Origin of the sequence: Calidifontibacillus erzurumensis, from assembly GCF_013303125.1 — a bacterium.
Classification (GTDB): Bacteria; Bacillota; Bacilli; order Bacillales; family Bacillaceae_J; genus Calidifontibacillus; species Calidifontibacillus erzurumensis.
This window is the reverse complement of record NZ_JABTTE010000010.1, coordinates 95790-113748: the sequence shown is the minus strand read 5'-3', so window position 1 is coordinate 113748 and position 17959 is coordinate 95790. Positions and strand designations below refer to the sequence as shown.

The 17959-nt window shown below is 36.7% G+C and carries 17 protein-coding genes; 2 read left to right on the top strand and 15 right to left on the bottom strand.

Annotated features, from left to right (window positions below; all coding sequences use genetic code 11):
- Window positions 1-591: 591 nt before the first annotated feature.
- From trmL to HR057_RS09160, 13 genes are all read right to left on the bottom strand, one after another.
- Window positions 592-1065, bottom strand: a complete 474-nt coding sequence (gene trmL / locus HR057_RS09220; protein WP_173731135.1) for a tRNA (uridine(34)/cytosine(34)/5-carboxymethylaminomethyluridine(34)-2'-O)-methyltransferase TrmL — start codon at window positions 1063-1065, stop codon at window positions 592-594.
- A gap of 262 nt (window positions 1066-1327) precedes the next feature.
- A complete protein-coding gene (locus HR057_RS09215; RefSeq protein WP_173731139.1) occupies window positions 1328-2254 on the bottom strand; it encodes an amidase domain-containing protein in 927 nt (308 codons plus the stop codon).
- 272 nt (window positions 2255-2526) lie between these two features.
- Complete coding sequence (locus tag HR057_RS09210; RefSeq protein ID WP_173731134.1) at window positions 2527-3054, bottom strand: methylated-DNA--[protein]-cysteine S-methyltransferase; 528 nt, start codon at window positions 3052-3054, stop codon at window positions 2527-2529.
- Window positions 3055-3100: 46 nt separating this feature from the next.
- Window positions 3101-4255, bottom strand: coding sequence for a tRNA epoxyqueuosine(34) reductase QueG (gene queG / locus HR057_RS09205; protein ID WP_173731133.1), 1155 nt, complete (start codon window positions 4253-4255; stop codon window positions 3101-3103).
- 366 nt (window positions 4256-4621) lie between these two features.
- Window positions 4622-5551 carry a glutaminase A gene (gene glsA, locus HR057_RS09200; RefSeq protein WP_173731132.1) on the bottom strand — a complete coding sequence of 310 codons (930 nt, stop codon included), beginning with the start codon at window positions 5549-5551 and terminating at the stop codon, window positions 4622-4624.
- Window positions 5552-5665: 114 nt separating this feature from the next.
- Entirely contained in the window at window positions 5666-6628 is a 963-nt protein-coding gene (locus tag HR057_RS09195; RefSeq protein WP_173731131.1) for a 2-hydroxyacid dehydrogenase, read from the bottom strand.
- A gap of 417 nt (window positions 6629-7045) precedes the next feature.
- Complete coding sequence (locus tag HR057_RS09190) at window positions 7046-7822, bottom strand: sulfite exporter TauE/SafE family protein (protein ID WP_173731130.1); 777 nt, start codon at window positions 7820-7822, stop codon at window positions 7046-7048.
- A 272-nt stretch (window positions 7823-8094) separates the two neighbouring features.
- On the bottom strand, window positions 8095-9228 hold the full coding sequence (locus HR057_RS09185; RefSeq protein ID WP_173731129.1) for an MBL fold metallo-hydrolase: 1134 nt from the start codon (window positions 9226-9228) through the stop codon (window positions 8095-8097).
- A gap of 107 nt (window positions 9229-9335) precedes the next feature.
- Window positions 9336-9731: a DsrE/DsrF/DrsH-like family protein gene (locus HR057_RS09180; RefSeq protein WP_173731128.1), complete on the bottom strand. Its 396-nt coding sequence runs from the start codon at window positions 9729-9731 to the stop codon at window positions 9336-9338.
- Window positions 9732-9822: 91 nt separating this feature from the next.
- Window positions 9823-10395, bottom strand: coding sequence for a sulfurtransferase TusA family protein (locus HR057_RS09175; RefSeq protein ID WP_173731127.1), 573 nt, complete (start codon window positions 10393-10395; stop codon window positions 9823-9825).
- 52 nt (window positions 10396-10447) lie between these two features.
- Window positions 10448-10753, bottom strand: coding sequence for a rhodanese-like domain-containing protein (locus HR057_RS09170; RefSeq protein WP_173731126.1), 306 nt, complete (start codon window positions 10751-10753; stop codon window positions 10448-10450).
- Between the two features lie 18 nt (window positions 10754-10771).
- Window positions 10772-11008 carry a sulfurtransferase TusA family protein gene (locus HR057_RS09165; RefSeq protein WP_173731125.1) on the bottom strand — a complete coding sequence of 79 codons (237 nt, stop codon included), beginning with the start codon at window positions 11006-11008 and terminating at the stop codon, window positions 10772-10774.
- A 765-nt stretch (window positions 11009-11773) separates the two neighbouring features.
- Window positions 11774-12916: a glycerate kinase gene (locus tag HR057_RS09160; protein ID WP_173731124.1), complete on the bottom strand. Its 1143-nt coding sequence runs from the start codon at window positions 12914-12916 to the stop codon at window positions 11774-11776.
- Between the two features lie 476 nt (window positions 12917-13392).
- On the opposite strand from HR057_RS09160, the gene HR057_RS17230 reads away from it, so the two are divergent.
- Window positions 13393-13515 carry a hypothetical protein gene (locus tag HR057_RS17230; protein ID WP_268990201.1) on the top strand — a complete coding sequence of 41 codons (123 nt, stop codon included), beginning with the start codon at window positions 13393-13395 and terminating at the stop codon, window positions 13513-13515.
- A 257-nt stretch (window positions 13516-13772) separates the two neighbouring features.
- Here the strand turns inward: HR057_RS17230 and HR057_RS09155 are convergent, their stop codons facing one another.
- Window positions 13773-14516: an amidohydrolase family protein gene (locus HR057_RS09155; protein ID WP_173731123.1), complete on the bottom strand. Its 744-nt coding sequence runs from the start codon at window positions 14514-14516 to the stop codon at window positions 13773-13775.
- Between the two features lie 302 nt (window positions 14517-14818).
- On the opposite strand from HR057_RS09155, the gene gltX reads away from it, so the two are divergent.
- Entirely contained in the window at window positions 14819-16291 is a 1473-nt protein-coding gene (gltX, locus tag HR057_RS09150; protein WP_173731122.1) for a glutamate--tRNA ligase, read from the top strand.
- A gap of 257 nt (window positions 16292-16548) precedes the next feature.
- Here the strand turns inward: gltX and HR057_RS09145 are convergent, their stop codons facing one another.
- On the bottom strand, window positions 16549-17817 hold the full coding sequence (locus HR057_RS09145) for a Glu/Leu/Phe/Val family dehydrogenase (protein ID WP_173731121.1): 1269 nt from the start codon (window positions 17815-17817) through the stop codon (window positions 16549-16551).
- Between the last annotated feature and the right edge of the window lie 142 nt (window positions 17818-17959).

Sequence of the window (17959 nt, the reverse complement as noted above, 5' to 3'; positions counted from 1 at the left end):
TGTCAATCAAAACAGTAAGGGGTTATTGAAAAGCTGGCAAGCCTTTTTTTATGCAGCTTGGTTCTGCATAAATTCTCTGCAAATCTCTGTACTTCTATTTTGCAATAAACAGGGAATAATCTTGCACGATTTTTAATAAAATAATTAAGTCATTTATGTGGGATCATTATTTCAATTGTGTTTGTTTCAGATGCCTCATTCATGGGGATCTACCTCATTTTCAAATTTTATTTCTAGTTTTCATTCACAGTTAAGACAAGTTGGGCTATAATAGAACTATATTTTGTCTTTGGAACGCTTACATAAGGAGGGTTTTCCCATGGGTTTTATCTTAATCATGGTTGTTATCCTTGCATTTTTAACAGCGATCTTTACTGCTGGATACAATGACAAACCAAATGAAAATTAAGAAAAGCTTTAAGCGTCTGTTAAAAAGATAAGCCTACATAATGAGTAAAAGCGGATGATGAATTTTGCGCTGCTCAAACTTATGGACGCTTACGCTAGACAATTGTTTACAAAATTTATACGTTCTTACTACCAAAAAAATGACCTTCGTGAAGTGATTTGTACACCTCGCGAAGGTCATTTTTATGATAAACCAGGAAAGTTTTGTTGTCGTAATGCTTCATACACTAAAATAGCAGCCGTGTTTGATAAATTTAGTGAACGAACATTTTCTGTCATCGGTAAGCGAAGGCAAGTATCCGGATGCTCGGCAATTAAATCTTTCGGTAAACCGGTAGTTTCTCTACCAAAAATAAAATAAATTTCTTCATTTGGATTGCTGAAATCAAAATCTGAATACTTATTTTTTCCAAATTTCGTAATAAAGTAATATTTACCACCTTTGTTTTGATCAAAAAAGATATCTAATGAATCATAATTGTATATTGTTACAAATTCCCAATAATCAAGACCGGCTCTTTTTAAATATTTATCTTCAGTTGAAAATCCGAGCGGATGGATTAAATGTAAGGGAGTATTTGTCGCCGCACAAGTCCGAGCAATATTGCCTGTATTAGCAGGAATTTCTGGTTGGTATAATACAACATGGATCCCCATTTTTTCACCCCAAAATTTATTTCATATGTTTATTAAATTTTTAGCCCATCTATTATAACACTTTTAGCCATTTAGTTGTAACTAGCTTGTATTTGATGATTGAATTAAATTCCCTGGACAATTCATGGAGAAATTTACAATCACCATTTTATGTAATATTGAATGTTTTCTCCTTCCCCATTCATTTAGTGAAGAGCTCAAACTAAATGAATGGGATCGAGTTTTTTCCATATTTATTTTATATGTGGCATCATGTGGCATCTTACTTCCGATCAAGAATATGGAAAAATTTATATTTAATATTCGGCGTATAAGCGGATGAATCTTTATAAGCCCAATAACGCATTCTACTATTATACGTGTGGGCATTTACTAACGGTTCATTATTGGCATCTTTTGCAACGACGATGGTATTATGGTTCCATCTACCATCTCCTTCAAAATCGTAACATATTACATCACCAAGGCTTAAATCGCTTGCGGAACGAACTTCTTTTGCATTAATGCCTTGCTCTTTGTTAGACCCACTTAAATGCCAGCGAAAAGCGTGGGCCACCGCCCAACTGTAACTCCAAGAATTCCCGCTATACCACCAGCCTTTGTTTCTGTCCCCAAAACCGGACATCGGAATGCCGCCTTCATGCAAGCATTGAGAAATAAAATTCGTGCAATCATCTTTGAACCTTTTATATTTAGGATTGTAGCTATTCCACCATCTCTCAGCATATTGAACAGCTGCTCTTCGATTATATTGATACTTCTGACGCTGGTCAGAGGAATTAAAAATATCTTTTAATCGTATTTCATTTTCATCTTCATCTATTAAAGAATAGTCGCGTTCCACTGCGGAATCGGAAATAATTTGACCAGCTTTTATAATCGCCTGCCGCTCTTCCATATTTTCTTCGAGATAAAACTTTTCATTCGGTTGTTTCACTAAATATTGATGGTGGACCACATAGTCAATATATTGCAAATCATCAATTTTCTTTTGTTCTTTGATACGGCCATTGGCCATTGCCTTGACGATTTCAAAATCCCGTTCTGAAAAAAGAAGCTTTTTTCGTTCGAGGACAGCAAGTTCATCGTCCTTCAATAAAGGATCTAGTTTACGACCCAATTTATTGCCAACAAGCACCTTCAATCGATCATTCGTCAGCCGCTCCAACTCCTCTAACCATGAAGCCATCAATCGGTTCATTCCTTTCTTGTAGGCATTCATCGTTATAAGTATATGAACTGCATTCGAAAGTCTGACACAAACATCTAAAAGTGCCGCAGAAGGTGCCAGAGACGGTACACCAGAGGGGTCTGGCACCGCACCTCAGATGGTGCCACAGACGGTGCACCAGAGGGGTCTGACACCGCACCTCAGATGGTGCCACAGACGGTGCACCAGAGGGGTCTGGCACCGCACCTCAGATGGTGCCACAGACGGTACACCAGAGGGGTCTGGCACCTCTATAAAGTGCAAATATTTTCTATTTCGAGCAGTTTTACTTTTTTGTCCAGACCGCCGGTGAAGCCGCCTAGTTTTCCGTTCGTATTGATGACGCGGTGGCAAGGAATGATAATTGGCAGCGGGTTGTGACCAATCGCTGTTCCGACTGCTCTTACCGCTTTTGGCGATCCAATGGCTTCGGCCACTTCTTTGTAAGTTTTGGTTGTACCATATTCAATCTTTAATAATTCATTCCATACTTTCTTTTGAAATGGTGTGCCATGTACATCAATTTTTAAATGATCGAACGCACCTTTTCCACTACCGCTAAAATAGTTTTCAAATGCTTGTACATATGGCAAGAACAAATCTATACTTTCTTTTAAAGTGATATTTCCAAAATGTTTTTTCAGCCATTTCACCAAATCATCCGACACATCGTCCATCTTTCCGAACTCTACATCACATAATCCGTCATCTACTGTACCGACAATCGTCAGCGGTCCAACGGGACTATCCATCTCCAAAAAATAAATTTCTTTAGTCATTCTCCTCATGACCTTTCATTTAGTGATACGAATCATTTTTTTTAAATTAATCCTGTTTTTCAATCATTCTGTCCATCAATAACCGAAGACCTTTTTCTATCTCTGCCAATACTTCTTCATCCGTTTCTTTGAGCTTTGCTCGTTCTAAAATTTTCTTTCCTTCAGGCGCCCCTATTCTCCCAATGGCCCATGCAGCCGTCCCTCTAATGACCGGTCGCGGATCTTCTGCCAACACTTTCGCAAGGTCATCAATAGCCGTCACATCTTTATAATGGGCTAGGGCAAGTATCGCATTACGCTGCAACGGTTTTTTCCCGCGCCACGATCCAGCAATTGGTCCAAATTTTTCTTTAAACTCCTTATTGCTAAGAAAAAGCAACGACCTCAGCCGCGGCTTTACAACTTCAGGATCCGGCTCCATTTCAGGATGTAAGTGGAAATCCACTCCTTTATTATGAGGGCATACCATTTGGCAAGTATCACACCCATAGATGCGATTCCCAATTTTCCCGCGATACTCATCTTCCAAAAATCCTTTCGTTTGCGTTAAATATCCGAGACATTTTTTCGCATCCAATTGACCTGGCTGAACTAAAGCACCCGTTGGACAAGCTTCTAAACATTTCGTACATGTTCCACACATATCTTCAATGGGTTGATCTGGTGGAAAAGGAATGGTCGTAATCATTTCTCCCAAATATACAAAAGATCCAAATTCAGGCGTGATGATCGCACAATTTTTCCCGCTCCACCCAATACCGGCCCGTTCAGCCACTGCCCGGTCAGATAGCTCTCCTGTATCAACCATTGACTTCACTTGAGCTTGAGGCACTTTCTCCAAAATAAATTCTTCTAATTTTTTTAAACAGTCGCGCAATATATGGTGATAATCATAACCCCAAGACGCCCGGCAAAAAATGCCTCGCCGATCACTTCTAGTACTTCGTGGTGCATCTTTGATTTTCGACGGATAAGCTAACGCTATTGAAATAATGGAGCGTGCACCTTGTAAAAGCAATTCAGGATTCGTCCTTTTTTCAATATCTTGTTCCTCAAAACCAGATTGATAATTTAATTGTTGCTGCTTATATAGTCTTTTTTTCAATTCTAAAAATGGATCGGCGCTAGCAAATCCAATCTTATCAATCCCAATTTCCTTACTAAAATCAATAATTTCCGCTTTTAAGTTAGCAAAATCCAAATGCCGCCCACCTCCATTCATCAAAAGGGCTGTCCTAAAACTTAGTTGCGCAAATGTTCTACTACTAAAAAAATCTTTATAAAAAACCGCTCACACAGCGAATATTCAACCGTGCTTGAGACCATTCTAGGATCACATAATATTACCTACTACTAATTAAAAAACGCAATGCCCCGTTTTCCTTGAAACGAAACACTGCGTTGATAACAATTTTTATTATTAAAGTGAACTCGATGTTTCACATTATATCACCGAGCCTTCATTCAATCAATAGGTTTCTTGTAAAAAAGTTGTCGAATTTGAAAGAAATTTTGTATTGACATAGATACTTAGCATCAGAAATTTTACATTAACTACCAATTTTCATCAAAACATACTTAACTTATATTTCTTAGACAATAATTCTAATAACTTGATCCCCGCAATGCTGTTTCCTTTTTCATCTAATGCAGGGCCAAAAATGCCAATCCCAAATCTTCCTGGAACTGCCCCCATAATTCCGCCGGAAACACCGCTTTTTGCTGGAATACCAATTTTTATCGCAAATTCTCCGGAAGCATTATACATCCCGCAAGTGACCATAAATGTTTTACAAATACGGGCAACATTAGCTGGCATAATTTGCTTGCCGCTCATTGGATCAATACCATCCATAGCAAACACTACACCTATGCGTGCTAAATCCAAACAATTCATTTCAACAGCGCATTGTTTTGTATATAAATCGATTAGCTCTTCAATTTCCCCATTAATTGCACCATGTTGTTTTAAAAAATAACATAGGGAACGGTTAAGGTAAGTTGTTTCAAATTCCGAACGGGCAACTTCTTCATTGTAAGTAATCTTAGGGTCATCTGCCAATTCCCTGATAAAACTTAACAATCGCTCAAATTTCTCTTCAACGTCCGCACCTTTAATCATTTGGGTAACGACTAAAGCACCGGCATTTATCATTGGATTTAAAGGTTTCGAAGGAGCCAATGTTTCTAATTTAATCATTGAATTGAAAGGATCTCCTGTCGGCTCCATCCCTACCCGCTCAAACACATACTCAGGTCCACGATCCATTAAAACTAAAGCCAAACTGATCACTTTTGAAATGCTTTGGAGAGTAATTTTTTTCTCAATATCTCCTGCTGAAATACAGCTTCCATCCGGATAATGAATGGCAATCGATAAATCATTTGGATTTGCTTTTGCCAGTGCTGGAATATAATCGGCCACTTTTCCTTTTACAGTATATCTTTTTGCTTCCTTTACATATTCATTTAATTCCTCATTGGATTGACATAACATTTTCATCACCATTACTAGTATGATGAAAACGTATTTGAAATATGATTCGTTTCTTTATGTAGGAGGTCAATTATTCAGTTTTATCCAGACTAGAATTTCGTTCATTCAATAAAACTACACGACAACATGATCAGGTCTTTGATTCGTTACACCTTTCATAAGGTTATCAGCTGCAAGTTCCGCCATTTTTAATCTTGTTTTAATACTTGCGCTGCCAATATGCGGCAATGCAACAACATTAGGTAATGTCAAAAGTGGATGATCCAATGAAACAGGTTCAATTGCAAAAACGTCTAGACCTGCAGCCCAAATTTGACCTGTTTTCAAAGCATTATAAAGGGCTTCTTCATTTACAATCCCGCCCCGTGCTGTATTGATTAAAACAGCAGTTTTTTTCATAAGTGAAAGTTCCCGTTCAGAAATTAAATTGACGGTTTCTGGTGTATAAGGCGTCATAATAACTACAAAATCCGATTGCTTGAGCAATTCATCTAATTCCACATATGTTGCTCCAAGCGTTTTTTCTGCGTCAACTTTTCGATTTCGATTGTGATACAAAATGTTCATATCAAAAGCTTTCGCTCGTCTTGCAACGGCTTCACCAATTCTCCCCATGCCAATGATACCGATTGTTGCACCGTAAACATCTTGTCCAGTTAACTGCATCGGTGACCATGTTTTCCATTCACCATTGCGCAAATAAGTAGAAGCCTCTATTAAACGGCGAGCAGTCGCCATAAGTAAGGCAAATGTTAAATCAGCAGTAGTTTCTGTTAATACACCAGGTGTATTTGTTACAGTAATTCCTCTCTCCCTGCAAGCTTCAATATCGATATTGTTGTAACCAACAGCCATATTGCTAACAACTTTTAAATTTTTTGCTTTTTTTAATAAATCAGCATCTATCTTTTCAGTAATTAAGCAGAATAATCCTTCAACATCAACAATTTTTTGTTCAAGCACCTCTCTTGGAATCGGTACTTCTTCTTCATTCCACATGTCTACATCGCAAACAGAAGAAATTTTTTCGACAATTTCCTGGGGAATTTTTCGTGTGATTAAAACTTTTGGTTTCATTGTAATCACCTTTTCTTATATTATTTATTTATAAAAATAATAACATTAGCTAGAAACTTAACTACAATATTTAGCTCAAAAAATTATATAAGAGAAGCGGCAAACTAGACAATTATTTTTATCACAAGCTTCCTTACTTTACTGTTTTAAAAATTTGACCAACATCATTAATATTTTCGTTGTTACCCTTATCCTACGAGTTTAATAATTCTCCAGAATTGCAAAATCCACAACAAAAATGGCCGTTCAAAGTCGTATTTTCCAACTATGAACGCCCTTTTCTTTCACCATTTTTTTAATATAAATTTGTAATTTTTCCCCAAACCTAAATTCTAATTACATTTTCTATGCCTCTAAACGACCCTAATCTCCCTTTCACTCATGATTTATCAATAATCCTGGCCCTTCAAAAAAATTTTACAATATATCCATCCAAATTTTCACGGCTGTCGCAAATATTAAAACTGCTAAAATGATTTGCAAGATCTTAGTATTAACTTTTTTCCCGGTCATTGCACCTAATGGTGATGCTAGCAAACTAGCAATAATCATTATGAATGCCGGAAAGTATTCCACTTGTCCTGTTGTAATTTTTCCAATCGTTGATCCAATGGAAGAAATAAAAGTGATCGCTAAAGATGACGCGATGGTCATTCGAGTTGGGATCTTTAAAACGACAAGCATAATTGGAACTAACAAAAAAGCACCAGCCGCCCCAACGATGCCCGATCCTATTCCGACGATAAAAGCTAGTGAAGCTGCGAGCCATTTATTAAATTTCACTTGATCGAGAGGAATATCATCAATTCCTTTCTTAGGAACAAACATCATGATGGCTGCGATTGAGGCGAGAATGCCGTAAATGACATTAATTCCTTCCTCTGACATTAGTTTAGAACCAAAACCGCCAATGAAACTTCCTAGTAAAATGCTGATCCCCATATAAGCAATTAAAGTTTTATTTAAATAGCCCCCTTTACGGTAAGCCCACACACCACCTAATGTTGCAAAAAAGACTTGTACCGCACTGATACCGGAAACTTCATGGGCTGTGAAGGCAGAAAGTCCAAATAAGGGCGGGATATATAAAAGCATTGGATATTTAATAATCGAACCACCAATACCAAGCATGCCAGAGATATAGGAGCCTATAAAACCAATAAGAAAAATTGTAATGATTAATGCAAAATCCATAAGCTCCCTCCTTTCTAAAATGAAGGAATTATCCATTCTCCTCTATAATATTCATGAAACTTTTGATACAACTAGGCGTTCAAATACCTAAATTTTCATAGAACTTATAACCAAACTTGTGGTCAGGGATTCCTCCAATCCCACTATCTACCAATTTTCATAAAACGTTTGACAAACGAAGTAAATCCCTGATCCATACCTTTCTAATTTTTAATAAAACATTAAACGCAACCTAAACAAAGGAAAGGGACCTCAAAAGATCCCTTCCATTATCAACCTGCATGATGGACCGCGCATCGGTTTGGACCTATTTCTAATTCCTGCATTTTTTCAGGATCAACGAATTTTCCTCTGCGGTTAATTGCAACAATTTCTTCAAAGTTCGGCGGTTTTACTGAGCTTGCAGATTTTTCAACTTGTTCTAGGAATTGTTCTTCGGTCGCATTAAACATCTTTTCATTGCGCTTTCGAATATCTCCAAGCGTTGCACCAATATAACCAAATTCATTCATTTCTTCATCTAAATTTCCGTAGTGACCAGGAAGGACAATGACATCATCCGCAATTTGAGAAACTTTAGAATAAACCGTTTTGTACAAGTCTTTCGCCCATTCTTTCACCTTATTTCCAAGATCCGGGCGGCCTAAGCCACTAACAAAAATCGTATCTCCAGAGAATAATAGTTTGTTATTTACAAAGAAGGAGACACTTCCTGGTGTATGCCCAGGTGTTTTAACAGCTAATACTTCCAACATGACATTTTTAAATGTGATTTTTTCATGATCTTCTAATGGGAGAAAATCAAATGTAGCCCCTTCACTTTTCATTAAATAGTAGTCAGCTCCTAATTTATCAGCAAGCATCCGACCACCTGAAATATGATCAGCGTGAAGATGTGAATCTACAATATGCTTGATTTCGGCCCCAACCTCTTTGGCAAAAGCTTCATATTCTTCTACAAATCTTGATGGGTCCACAATGAGTGCCTCCCCATCAGAAACGATCATGTAAGATAGACAGCCTTTTCCAACCCGTACAAATTGATAGACCGTAACATCTTGATCTTCATATACTTTTATTTTTTCTAAATGTTCACTCCATGATTTCATGCCGCCTTCTAAATAAGATGCACTTATACCTGCTTCATCTAACATATCTGCAACCATTTTGGAAGAGCCTTCTTTTGCACAAACAACGAGTATTTCTTTATTTTTTGGAAGTTTTTCTTTAATCGGATCGACCCCATCAATTAATTCAAAATAAGGAACATTCAAATACTCAAAATTTTCCCCTTCAATTTTCCAATCATTAAAATCAGCTTCATTACGAACATCTAAAATAAACAAATTTTCCTTCTTAAGAGCTTTTTCAGTAATTTCCTTTGCAGTCATTGCTTTTACTGCCATAATTTAATTACCCCCTTAGGTATTTTGGTTTGTAAAAAAAATTATTATAGATATTCGGATTCGTTGTGGAAAAACTAAATTTCCACAACACAATCCGAAAAAATAGATTAGAACGTCAATGTAATATCTGCATCTTTCGCATATTCTAAAAATGTTACGGCTCCGCCAACTTCAATCCCATCAACAAATGATTCTTTTGTAAGACCCATGACATCCATCGTCATTTGACAAGCGATAAATTTTACACCCATTTCTTGTGCCATATTTGCTAATTCAGAAATAGGCGGAACATTGGCATTTTTAAAACCTTCAGCGATATGCTCTTTTCCTGCTGGCAATGGCAATTCTTTATTTGCTTCTTTGTGAATTAAATTTAGTCCTTCAAATGTAAAGAAAACTGCTACTTCCATATCTGTGGCTGCTGCTGCTGTTGCAATATTAAATACTTTGTATGCATCAAATATTCCACCATTACTTGCGATAATTGCTACTCTTTTACTCATTTAAAATACCTCCTACATTTTTATTAATTTATGCTCAAGGCTTTTGCCTTGGTTCATTTTTACTTTTTTAAGTGAAGAAAACATTTTACTATTATTGAATCCCTGTCGTTTCTCCAGTCCATCCACTCATACCTGGAACGACATTAAAAACTTTTCCAAAACCATTTTTAGCTAACTTTTGTGCTGCAAAATCACTTCGGTTTCCATTCCGACAAATTACATATATTTCCTTATCTTTATCTAGTTCCTGCAAACGGTCCTCGATGTCACCTAAAGGAATCGAAACGGCTCCAGGAATATGACTGAAAATGTATTCTGCTTCTTCCCTTACATCCAATATGACAATCGGCTCATTGTTTTTTATTTTGCTTATTAATTGTTCATTTGTAACGACGTCAGGATGCTTTCTTTCAATCGTTTCATCATTTGGAGATTTTCGAATATAGTGTTTTAAAACATTTTCATCTTCCAGTGTACCTATATATTGATGGCCAGTGTTTTCAGCCCAAGCTTTAATATCAGCTTTCGAACCTTTATCTGTTGCAATGATTTCCAACACACATCCTGCTTCAACTTCATTAATTGCCTTTTTTGTTTTCACAATTGGCATTGGACATGATAAACCTTTTGCATCAACAATTACATCAGCTTTTATACGATCCATTACAAACCTCCACTAAAATTAATATAGCGTTACCTGTATGGGTATTCATAAATTAAAAAATTTTTTCTACAGTACCTTCCCATTCCAACATGCCGCCAACCATATTAACTGCCTTATATCCGCGGCTTTCAAGAAATTGAACAGCCCGACCACTTCGAGCACCAGAACGGCAAATTATAATATATTCTTTCGATTTATCTAACTCATGCAGCCGGAACTCAAGTAAACCTAACGGAATATTGACGGCACCCGGAATTTTTCCAGTTGCGACTTCATGAACTTCACGTACATCAATTAAATGTAGTTCTTTCCCCTTTTTTATTAATTCTTCTAATTCATTCGCTGTGATTGTTCTCATTGGTTTTGGCCCCCATCTCTATTTTTTAGATCCTTTTTTAATCCAAAACTTTAAAACTTCATTATCAATATCTTGTTTGATTAATATGTGCCCTGCTGATTTCGCCCATGCAGGGAGGTCTTTGATTGAACCTTTTTCTGTTGTGTGAATTTCTAAAATTTGGCCAGATTCAAGTTCATCCATCGCTTTTTTCGTTTTAATGATTGGCATTGGACACGATAATCCTTTTGCATCTAAAATTTTATCAGAATTCATCTCTGAAACCTCCAAAGCATGTATTTATCGATTCGAATATAAAAATTGGTATTAACTCCTTCATCTAGGGTAAAATTAATTTACAATTCATATCATATACCCCATATGGTATTTTGTCAACCTTTCAATACAAAAAAATTTATAAAGTATTTTTAGTATTTTTTACTATGCCATGAATGAGCGGACCTTCGTGATCTTTTACTATATTAAAAATGTAAGTAAAACGTGAAAAATTTTGCGAAACGAAACGGATTACAACAAAGAGCGAAATTTCTTTATTCAAGATTGGTAAACCAAATTTTTAGGTAAACTTGGCAAATCAATCGATCGAACGCACAAATAAAGCTCTCACCCTTTCGTTCTCTTTTGAGGTGATTCACTGAATATCTTCATCGATTTATCTATATGCTAATTTTATAAAAATAGTTGTAATAGATTAAAGAATGTAAATTATAGATTGACCAACCAACGAGGAAGGTTGATAGAAAAAGTATTAAGAACCAAACGATAGAACAAATAATGGTAAAGAAATATGGCTATAAACCATCCGACATACCATTAGAAAAGTGGATGCACTTTAATCAAGAATAGATAACAGGCACTGGCCTATTAAATATTGGTTGCACTAAACACCTAAGGCAAATTTTGAAAATAATAAGGTACAAAATCATAGATGATTTCATACCTTCATTTGCTTACTTTTTATATTAATCGCCCATCCAAAGAGAACTGGTATATAGACGGCCTTTACTAAAAAATTAAGCTTTACGAAATATTTTTAAATTGCTTCACTAAACGCAAAATTGCAACCACACGTTCCTCTATCCAGCGATCCGCTTGTTTCATAGCTTCCTCTAAAGTACACGGTCCAGGAACGATAGAAAAAGCAGACAAAATTCCGAGTTCATCAAACTTATTCGCAGGCAAACTTAGTCCACCACACAAAGCAATTACCGGAATATCATACTCCTTCACTGCATTACAGACCCCATTAATTACTTTTCCTGACAATGTCTGTGAATCGAGCCTTCCTTCACCGGTAATAACCAAATCGGCATCTTTCGCTTTTTCTGTAAACTGAATCCCTTCCATGACAACTTCAATGCCAGACTTTAGTTCAGCTCCTAAAAATGTAATAAGCGCAGCACCCAAACCACCAGCAGCCCCGCCACCGATAATGTTGCTCATTTCAACGTTTTTTTGCTTATGTACAACTTCTGCGAAATGATTTAATGCTTGATCTAGTTTAGTGACCATCTCTTTTGTCGCACCTTTTTGCGGCCCAAATACAAAACTTGCACCATTCGGTCCACAAAGCGGATTTGTCACATCGCAAGCGACAACAATCGTACTTTCTTTGATACGTGGATCTAAGGTAGATTCATCGAAAGTATGTAAATCGAGTAAAGCACCTCCGCCTTCATCAAGCGGTGAACCATCTTTTTTATAAAAACGAACGCCCAATGCTTTTAACATTCCTAAACCAGCATCATTAGTCGCACTCCCACCAAGCCCAACGATAATTTTTCTGTACCCGTCATCCAAAGCTGCTTGGATTAGTTCACCCGTACCAAAGCTTGTTGTGATCAATGGATTTCGTTCATGTTCCTGAAGAAGCGGTAAACCCGAACTTTGAGCCATTTCAATAACAGCCGTTTCACCGTCACCAAGCACACCATATTCCGCCGTTATTCTCCTGCCAAGAGGATCGGTCACTTCAACTTGTTTTTTCACACCACCTGAAGCAGCAACCATATTTTCCATCGTCCCTTCCCCGCCATCGGCTAAAGGGATTTCAACCACTTGAGCATCGGGGACAACTTGATGAACTGCTTTTTTTACAGCCAAACAAATATCTCTAGCGGAAATCGAGCCTTTAAATGAATCTGGTGCAACTACGATTTTCACAGTATCCACCTCATTTTCATTGTTATTATTTTCAATATAAAATCTATGAAAGAAAAAAACACCTTTTTCAACTACAATACAAAATTTCTAATCAATTGGTTTCATTCATAGATAACGAATGCAGCCGTCAACCAAAACCTCTTTAAGAAAGCAATAGAAATCCGGTAACGACCGTATACTTTTTCCAATTTTATTTACCATCAATCCTCTTTTTAAGGGATCATTACGCTAATGAGCACTATTTCCATTCAGTTAAATAAAAATAGTCCAATTCCCCCCTAGAATCTAACCAACTCACCACTCTTTTGCGCTTTAAACTCAACTAATTTTTACAAAAAATTACATTTAATTTAAAAAAGAACAGAGATTCTGGAAATTTTTGCGGTGTTCAACAATTTGTTTGCGGTCAATACCATCTAGTTTTGCAGTATAATAAAGGTAATATTTCTACTAAAATTTGTAAGGAGGGAATCCATATGAATCTTGATTTTCTATTTGGTTTAATTAGTGGATTGCTTGGAATGTTTGATATTAGTGGAGTAGTTACTTTTATAGCAGGAATTAATGATTATATTACTGGTTTTTCAATGACTTTTTAATTGAATAAAAGCTATGCCAATAATGCCTAATGAATCATTGACAGACTTTGATTCTTTAGGCTATTTTTTTGAATTTGAGAAAACAGTACAAGAGGAATCTCTTTGCTGGAAGCTCGCAAGTGAAACGCTAATTCCATTATTTACATAGATTCCTCTCATTTGATCCATTACTCCTATATATTATTTAGAATCAAAAATTTCAAAATCCTATCTTACGTGTTTAAAAACATTCCAGTTTATACTTCCTTACAAATATATTACTTAAAATACCATTTCCAAGCATTCTCGTATAATATTTTTTCAGCTTCTTTTTCATCGAATATACGCTGAATCAATTCAACGTCTGCATACGAGAAAGGTCTTTTTGCCCTTGTAGATGGCAAATCGGTGCCAAACATGAGTGCATCTGGATTTGTTTCAAAAATAGATTTCAAAGCATTTTCAACATTGAGTTCGACTCTCCCAAATCCTGTTGCTTTCACACGAATCCCTTTTTCTACTAACTTCAATAAATGGGGCAAACCCTCTTCTGACAAACCTAAATGATCGATCGAAATCGCCGGCAGCTTTTCAATCGTTGATGCGATTTCAGGCAAATCTTTTGCATCCATATAAAGTTCGCTATGCCAACCAACGAGATCATACACTCTTCTTGCAAAATAATCGAGTTTCGGTAAATCTTCTGAACCACCACGTTTGATATTAAAACGTAATGCTTTTACTCCTTTTTCATGTAAGTTTATTATTTCTTCGTCCGATACAGTCACAGGCAATTGGGTTACGCCGCAAAATGTTGGGCCAAGTTGTGCCAGTGCATGTAACAAATACTCTTGGTCAAAACCTTGAAATGAACCGGATACAACTGCACCACCAACCACATTTAAATTAGCCGTATCTTTCAAATAATCTTCTGTAACATAATTAGGCGGCAAATATCCTTGGTTCTCCTGAATTGGAAAATTGTAATCAATAATATGAAAATGCGCGTCAAAAATTTTCATATCAATCTCCCCCCTTTGTATCTTAACCTATCAAAATATCATATATGAAGTAAACTTAAAATAAAATCAATTTTCTGGTACCTTTATTTTTAGGATTTTGGTACTTTTCTTTATATCAAACCGATGCAATAATTTTTAAAATCAATACTCAATTTTTGTACAAACATATCGAATGATTAAAAAACTGATTCCCCTATACACTTGGGATCAGTTTTTTATTACCATTTCGCCGTGTTTTTTGAATTTAAACCATGCACATAGACCAATTCTCTTACAAATACAAATAGGTAGGTGTTCAATTTATGACAAAACCAATAAGAGTTCGCTATGCTCCTAGTCCAACGGGCCACTTACATATTGGGAATGCCCGTACCGCACTCATCAATTATTTATTTGCTAGAAGTCAAAAAGGAAAATTTATTATTCGTATAGAGGACACGGATATCGCACGAAATATTCCTGGCGGCGAAGAAAGTCAGCTTAAATATTTAAAATGGCTTGGAATCGATTGGGATGAAAGCATCGACAAAGGTGGAGCTTATGGACCATACCGTCAAACAGAGCGCCTTGAAATCTATACTAAACTAACAGAAGATTTGTTAGAAAAAGGACTTGCCTATAAATGCTATTGCACCGAAGAAGAGCTTGAAAAAGAGCGTGAGGAACAAAAAGCTAGAGGAGAAATGCCTGCTTATTCAGGTAAATGCCGTCATTTAACTCTTAGCGACCAACAAAAGTTAGAAAAAGAAGGTCGCAAGCCTAGTATACGTATAAAGGTACCAAAGAATAAAATCTATTCTTTCCTTGATATCGTAAAAGGCAAAGTATCGTTTGAATCAAACGGAATCAATGATTTTGTCATTGTAAAAAAGAATGGGATTCCAACCTATAACTATGCTGTTGTCATTGATGACCATCTAATGGAAATTAGTCATGTCCTTCGTGGAGATGATCATATTTCGAATACACCGAAACAATTAGTCGTCTATGAAGCATTTGGATGGGAACCACCGGCTTTTGGCCATATGACATTAATTACCAATGGTCGAAAAAAGTTAAGCAAGCGCGATGAAACGATCATTCAATTTATTGAGCAATATGAAGAGTTAGGCTATTTACCAGAAGCAATCTTTAACTTTATTGTTCTGTTAGGCTGGTCACCGGGCGGAGAGGAAGAAATTTTTACAAAAGAACAATTAATAAAAATATTTGACGCTAAACGTCTAGCTAAATCACCGGCAGTGTTTGATACAAATAAATTAAAATGGATCAATAATCAATATATGAAGAAAATAGATCTTGATCGACTTGTTGAACTTTCATTACCGCACCTCATTCAAGCAGGTAGATTGCCAAAAGAATTAACTGATGAACAACGAAACTGGACTTGTGAATTAATTGCCCTTCATCAAGAAAAGATGAGCTACGGAGCAGAAATTGTTGAACTGACAGAGTTGTTTTTTAAAGAAGATCTTGAATTTGATGAAGATGCAAAAGAAGTATTAAGTGGAGAAAACGTTCTTGAAGTCATCAAAAGTTTTAAAATTGAGATTGAAAAGCTGGCTTCCTTTACCGCTGATGATATTCAGGCAGCCATAAAAGCCGTTCAAAAAGAAACAGGACAAAAGGGGAAAAACTTATTCATGCCTATTCGCGTTGCAGTGACCGGTCAAATTCATGGTCCTGATTTACCAAAAACAATCAGTTTATTAGGGAAAGGAACCACTCTTTCACGGCTTGAAGCATTGCTTAAAAAAGGTAGTATCCTCCAATAAAGCGATGGTTCCTTCGTCAAAACGAGAGAATTTCCCGAATTCTAGCTCCTTTGTAGAAATTTGGAACACTTCTACAATAGGAGCTTTTTATTTTTTATAAATGTTCGCTCTTCCTTCATTTCTACGATAAAAAAATCACGGCCTTTTGACCACAACCGAGAATAAAAATAAATTCTTTCACTTTTTTCATAGAAAAATAGTAGTACAAACCTAACCTAGGTCTGCACTACTAATGGTAGCAAGTTTCTTCCATTATATTATACCCAACCTCTAAAACGAGAAGCTTCTGCCATTTTACGAATACCTACCATATAGGCTGCCAGTCTCATATTCACCCTGCGCAGCCCTGCCATTTCATACACATTGTTAAATGCTTGAATTAAAGTTTTACGAAGCTTTTCATTGACTTCTTCTTCAGACCAGTAATAGCCCTGGTTATTTTGCACCCATTCAAAATAGGAGACAGTTACTCCCCCAGCACTTGCTAATACGTCAGGTACAAGCAAAATTCCACGGTCCGTTAATATTTTAGTAGCTTCCAAAGTTGTCGGACCATTAGCTGCCTCAACAACAATCGATGCTTTAATATTCGGTGCATTTTCTGCTGTAATTTGATTCGATACGGCAGCCGGTACAAGAATATCGCAATCCAATTCTAAAAGTTCTTGATTTGTAATTGTATTTTTAAATAGTTTCGTTACGGTTCCAAAGCTGTCTCGGCGATCTAATAGATAATCAATATCCAATCCATTCGGATCAAAAAGGGCTCCGTATGCATCAGAAATACCAATGACTTTGGCCCCTAAATCATGCATAAATTTCGCTAAATAGCTGCCTGCATTTCCGAATCCCTGAACGACCACGCGGGAACCTTCAATAGATATTCCTCGTTTTTTAGCCGCTTCTTCAATATTAATGACAACACCTTGAGCCGTTGCCTTTTCTCTGCCATGAGAGCCACCTAATACTATCGGTTTGCCTGTAATGAACCCTGGAGAATCATATTCACGAATTCGACTATACTCATCCATCATCCAAGCCATTACTTGTGAGTTTGTAAAAACATCTGGGGCTGGAATATCTTTCGTAGGACCAACAATTTGACTAATCGCCCTTACATACCCACGGCTTAAACGCTCCAATTCCCCCATTGACATTTCACGAGGATCACAAACAATACCGCCTTTGCCGCCGCCATATGGCAAGTCAACAATCCCACATTTTAAACTCATCCACATCGATAATGCCTTAACTTCTTCTTCAGTAACCTCTGGATGAAATCTTATTCCGCCTTTCGTAGGTCCAACTGCATCATTATGTTGTGCGCGGTAGCCTGTAAAAATTTTTACAGTTCCATCATCCATTCTAACGGGAATTCGTACCGTTAACATTCGTAAAGGCTCTTTTAATAGCTCATACATTTCTTCTGTATATCCTAATTTTGTTAGTGCTTCTTTTATAATGATTTGAGTTGATGTTAATAAATCTAATTGTTTTTCCACTTTCTTCTCAAGTTTTATACTCATAAAGCACCTCTTGAATGATCATAAATTTTAAGGTTCATTTTCGTGGCAGGCGGATGCTTTCCCGAGGTCTAGCTTGAGCCACCTCGCTCCTTGCGCTCCTGCGATCTCTCAAGCTAAAGTTTTCCCCCAAGAGCCTCTTTCT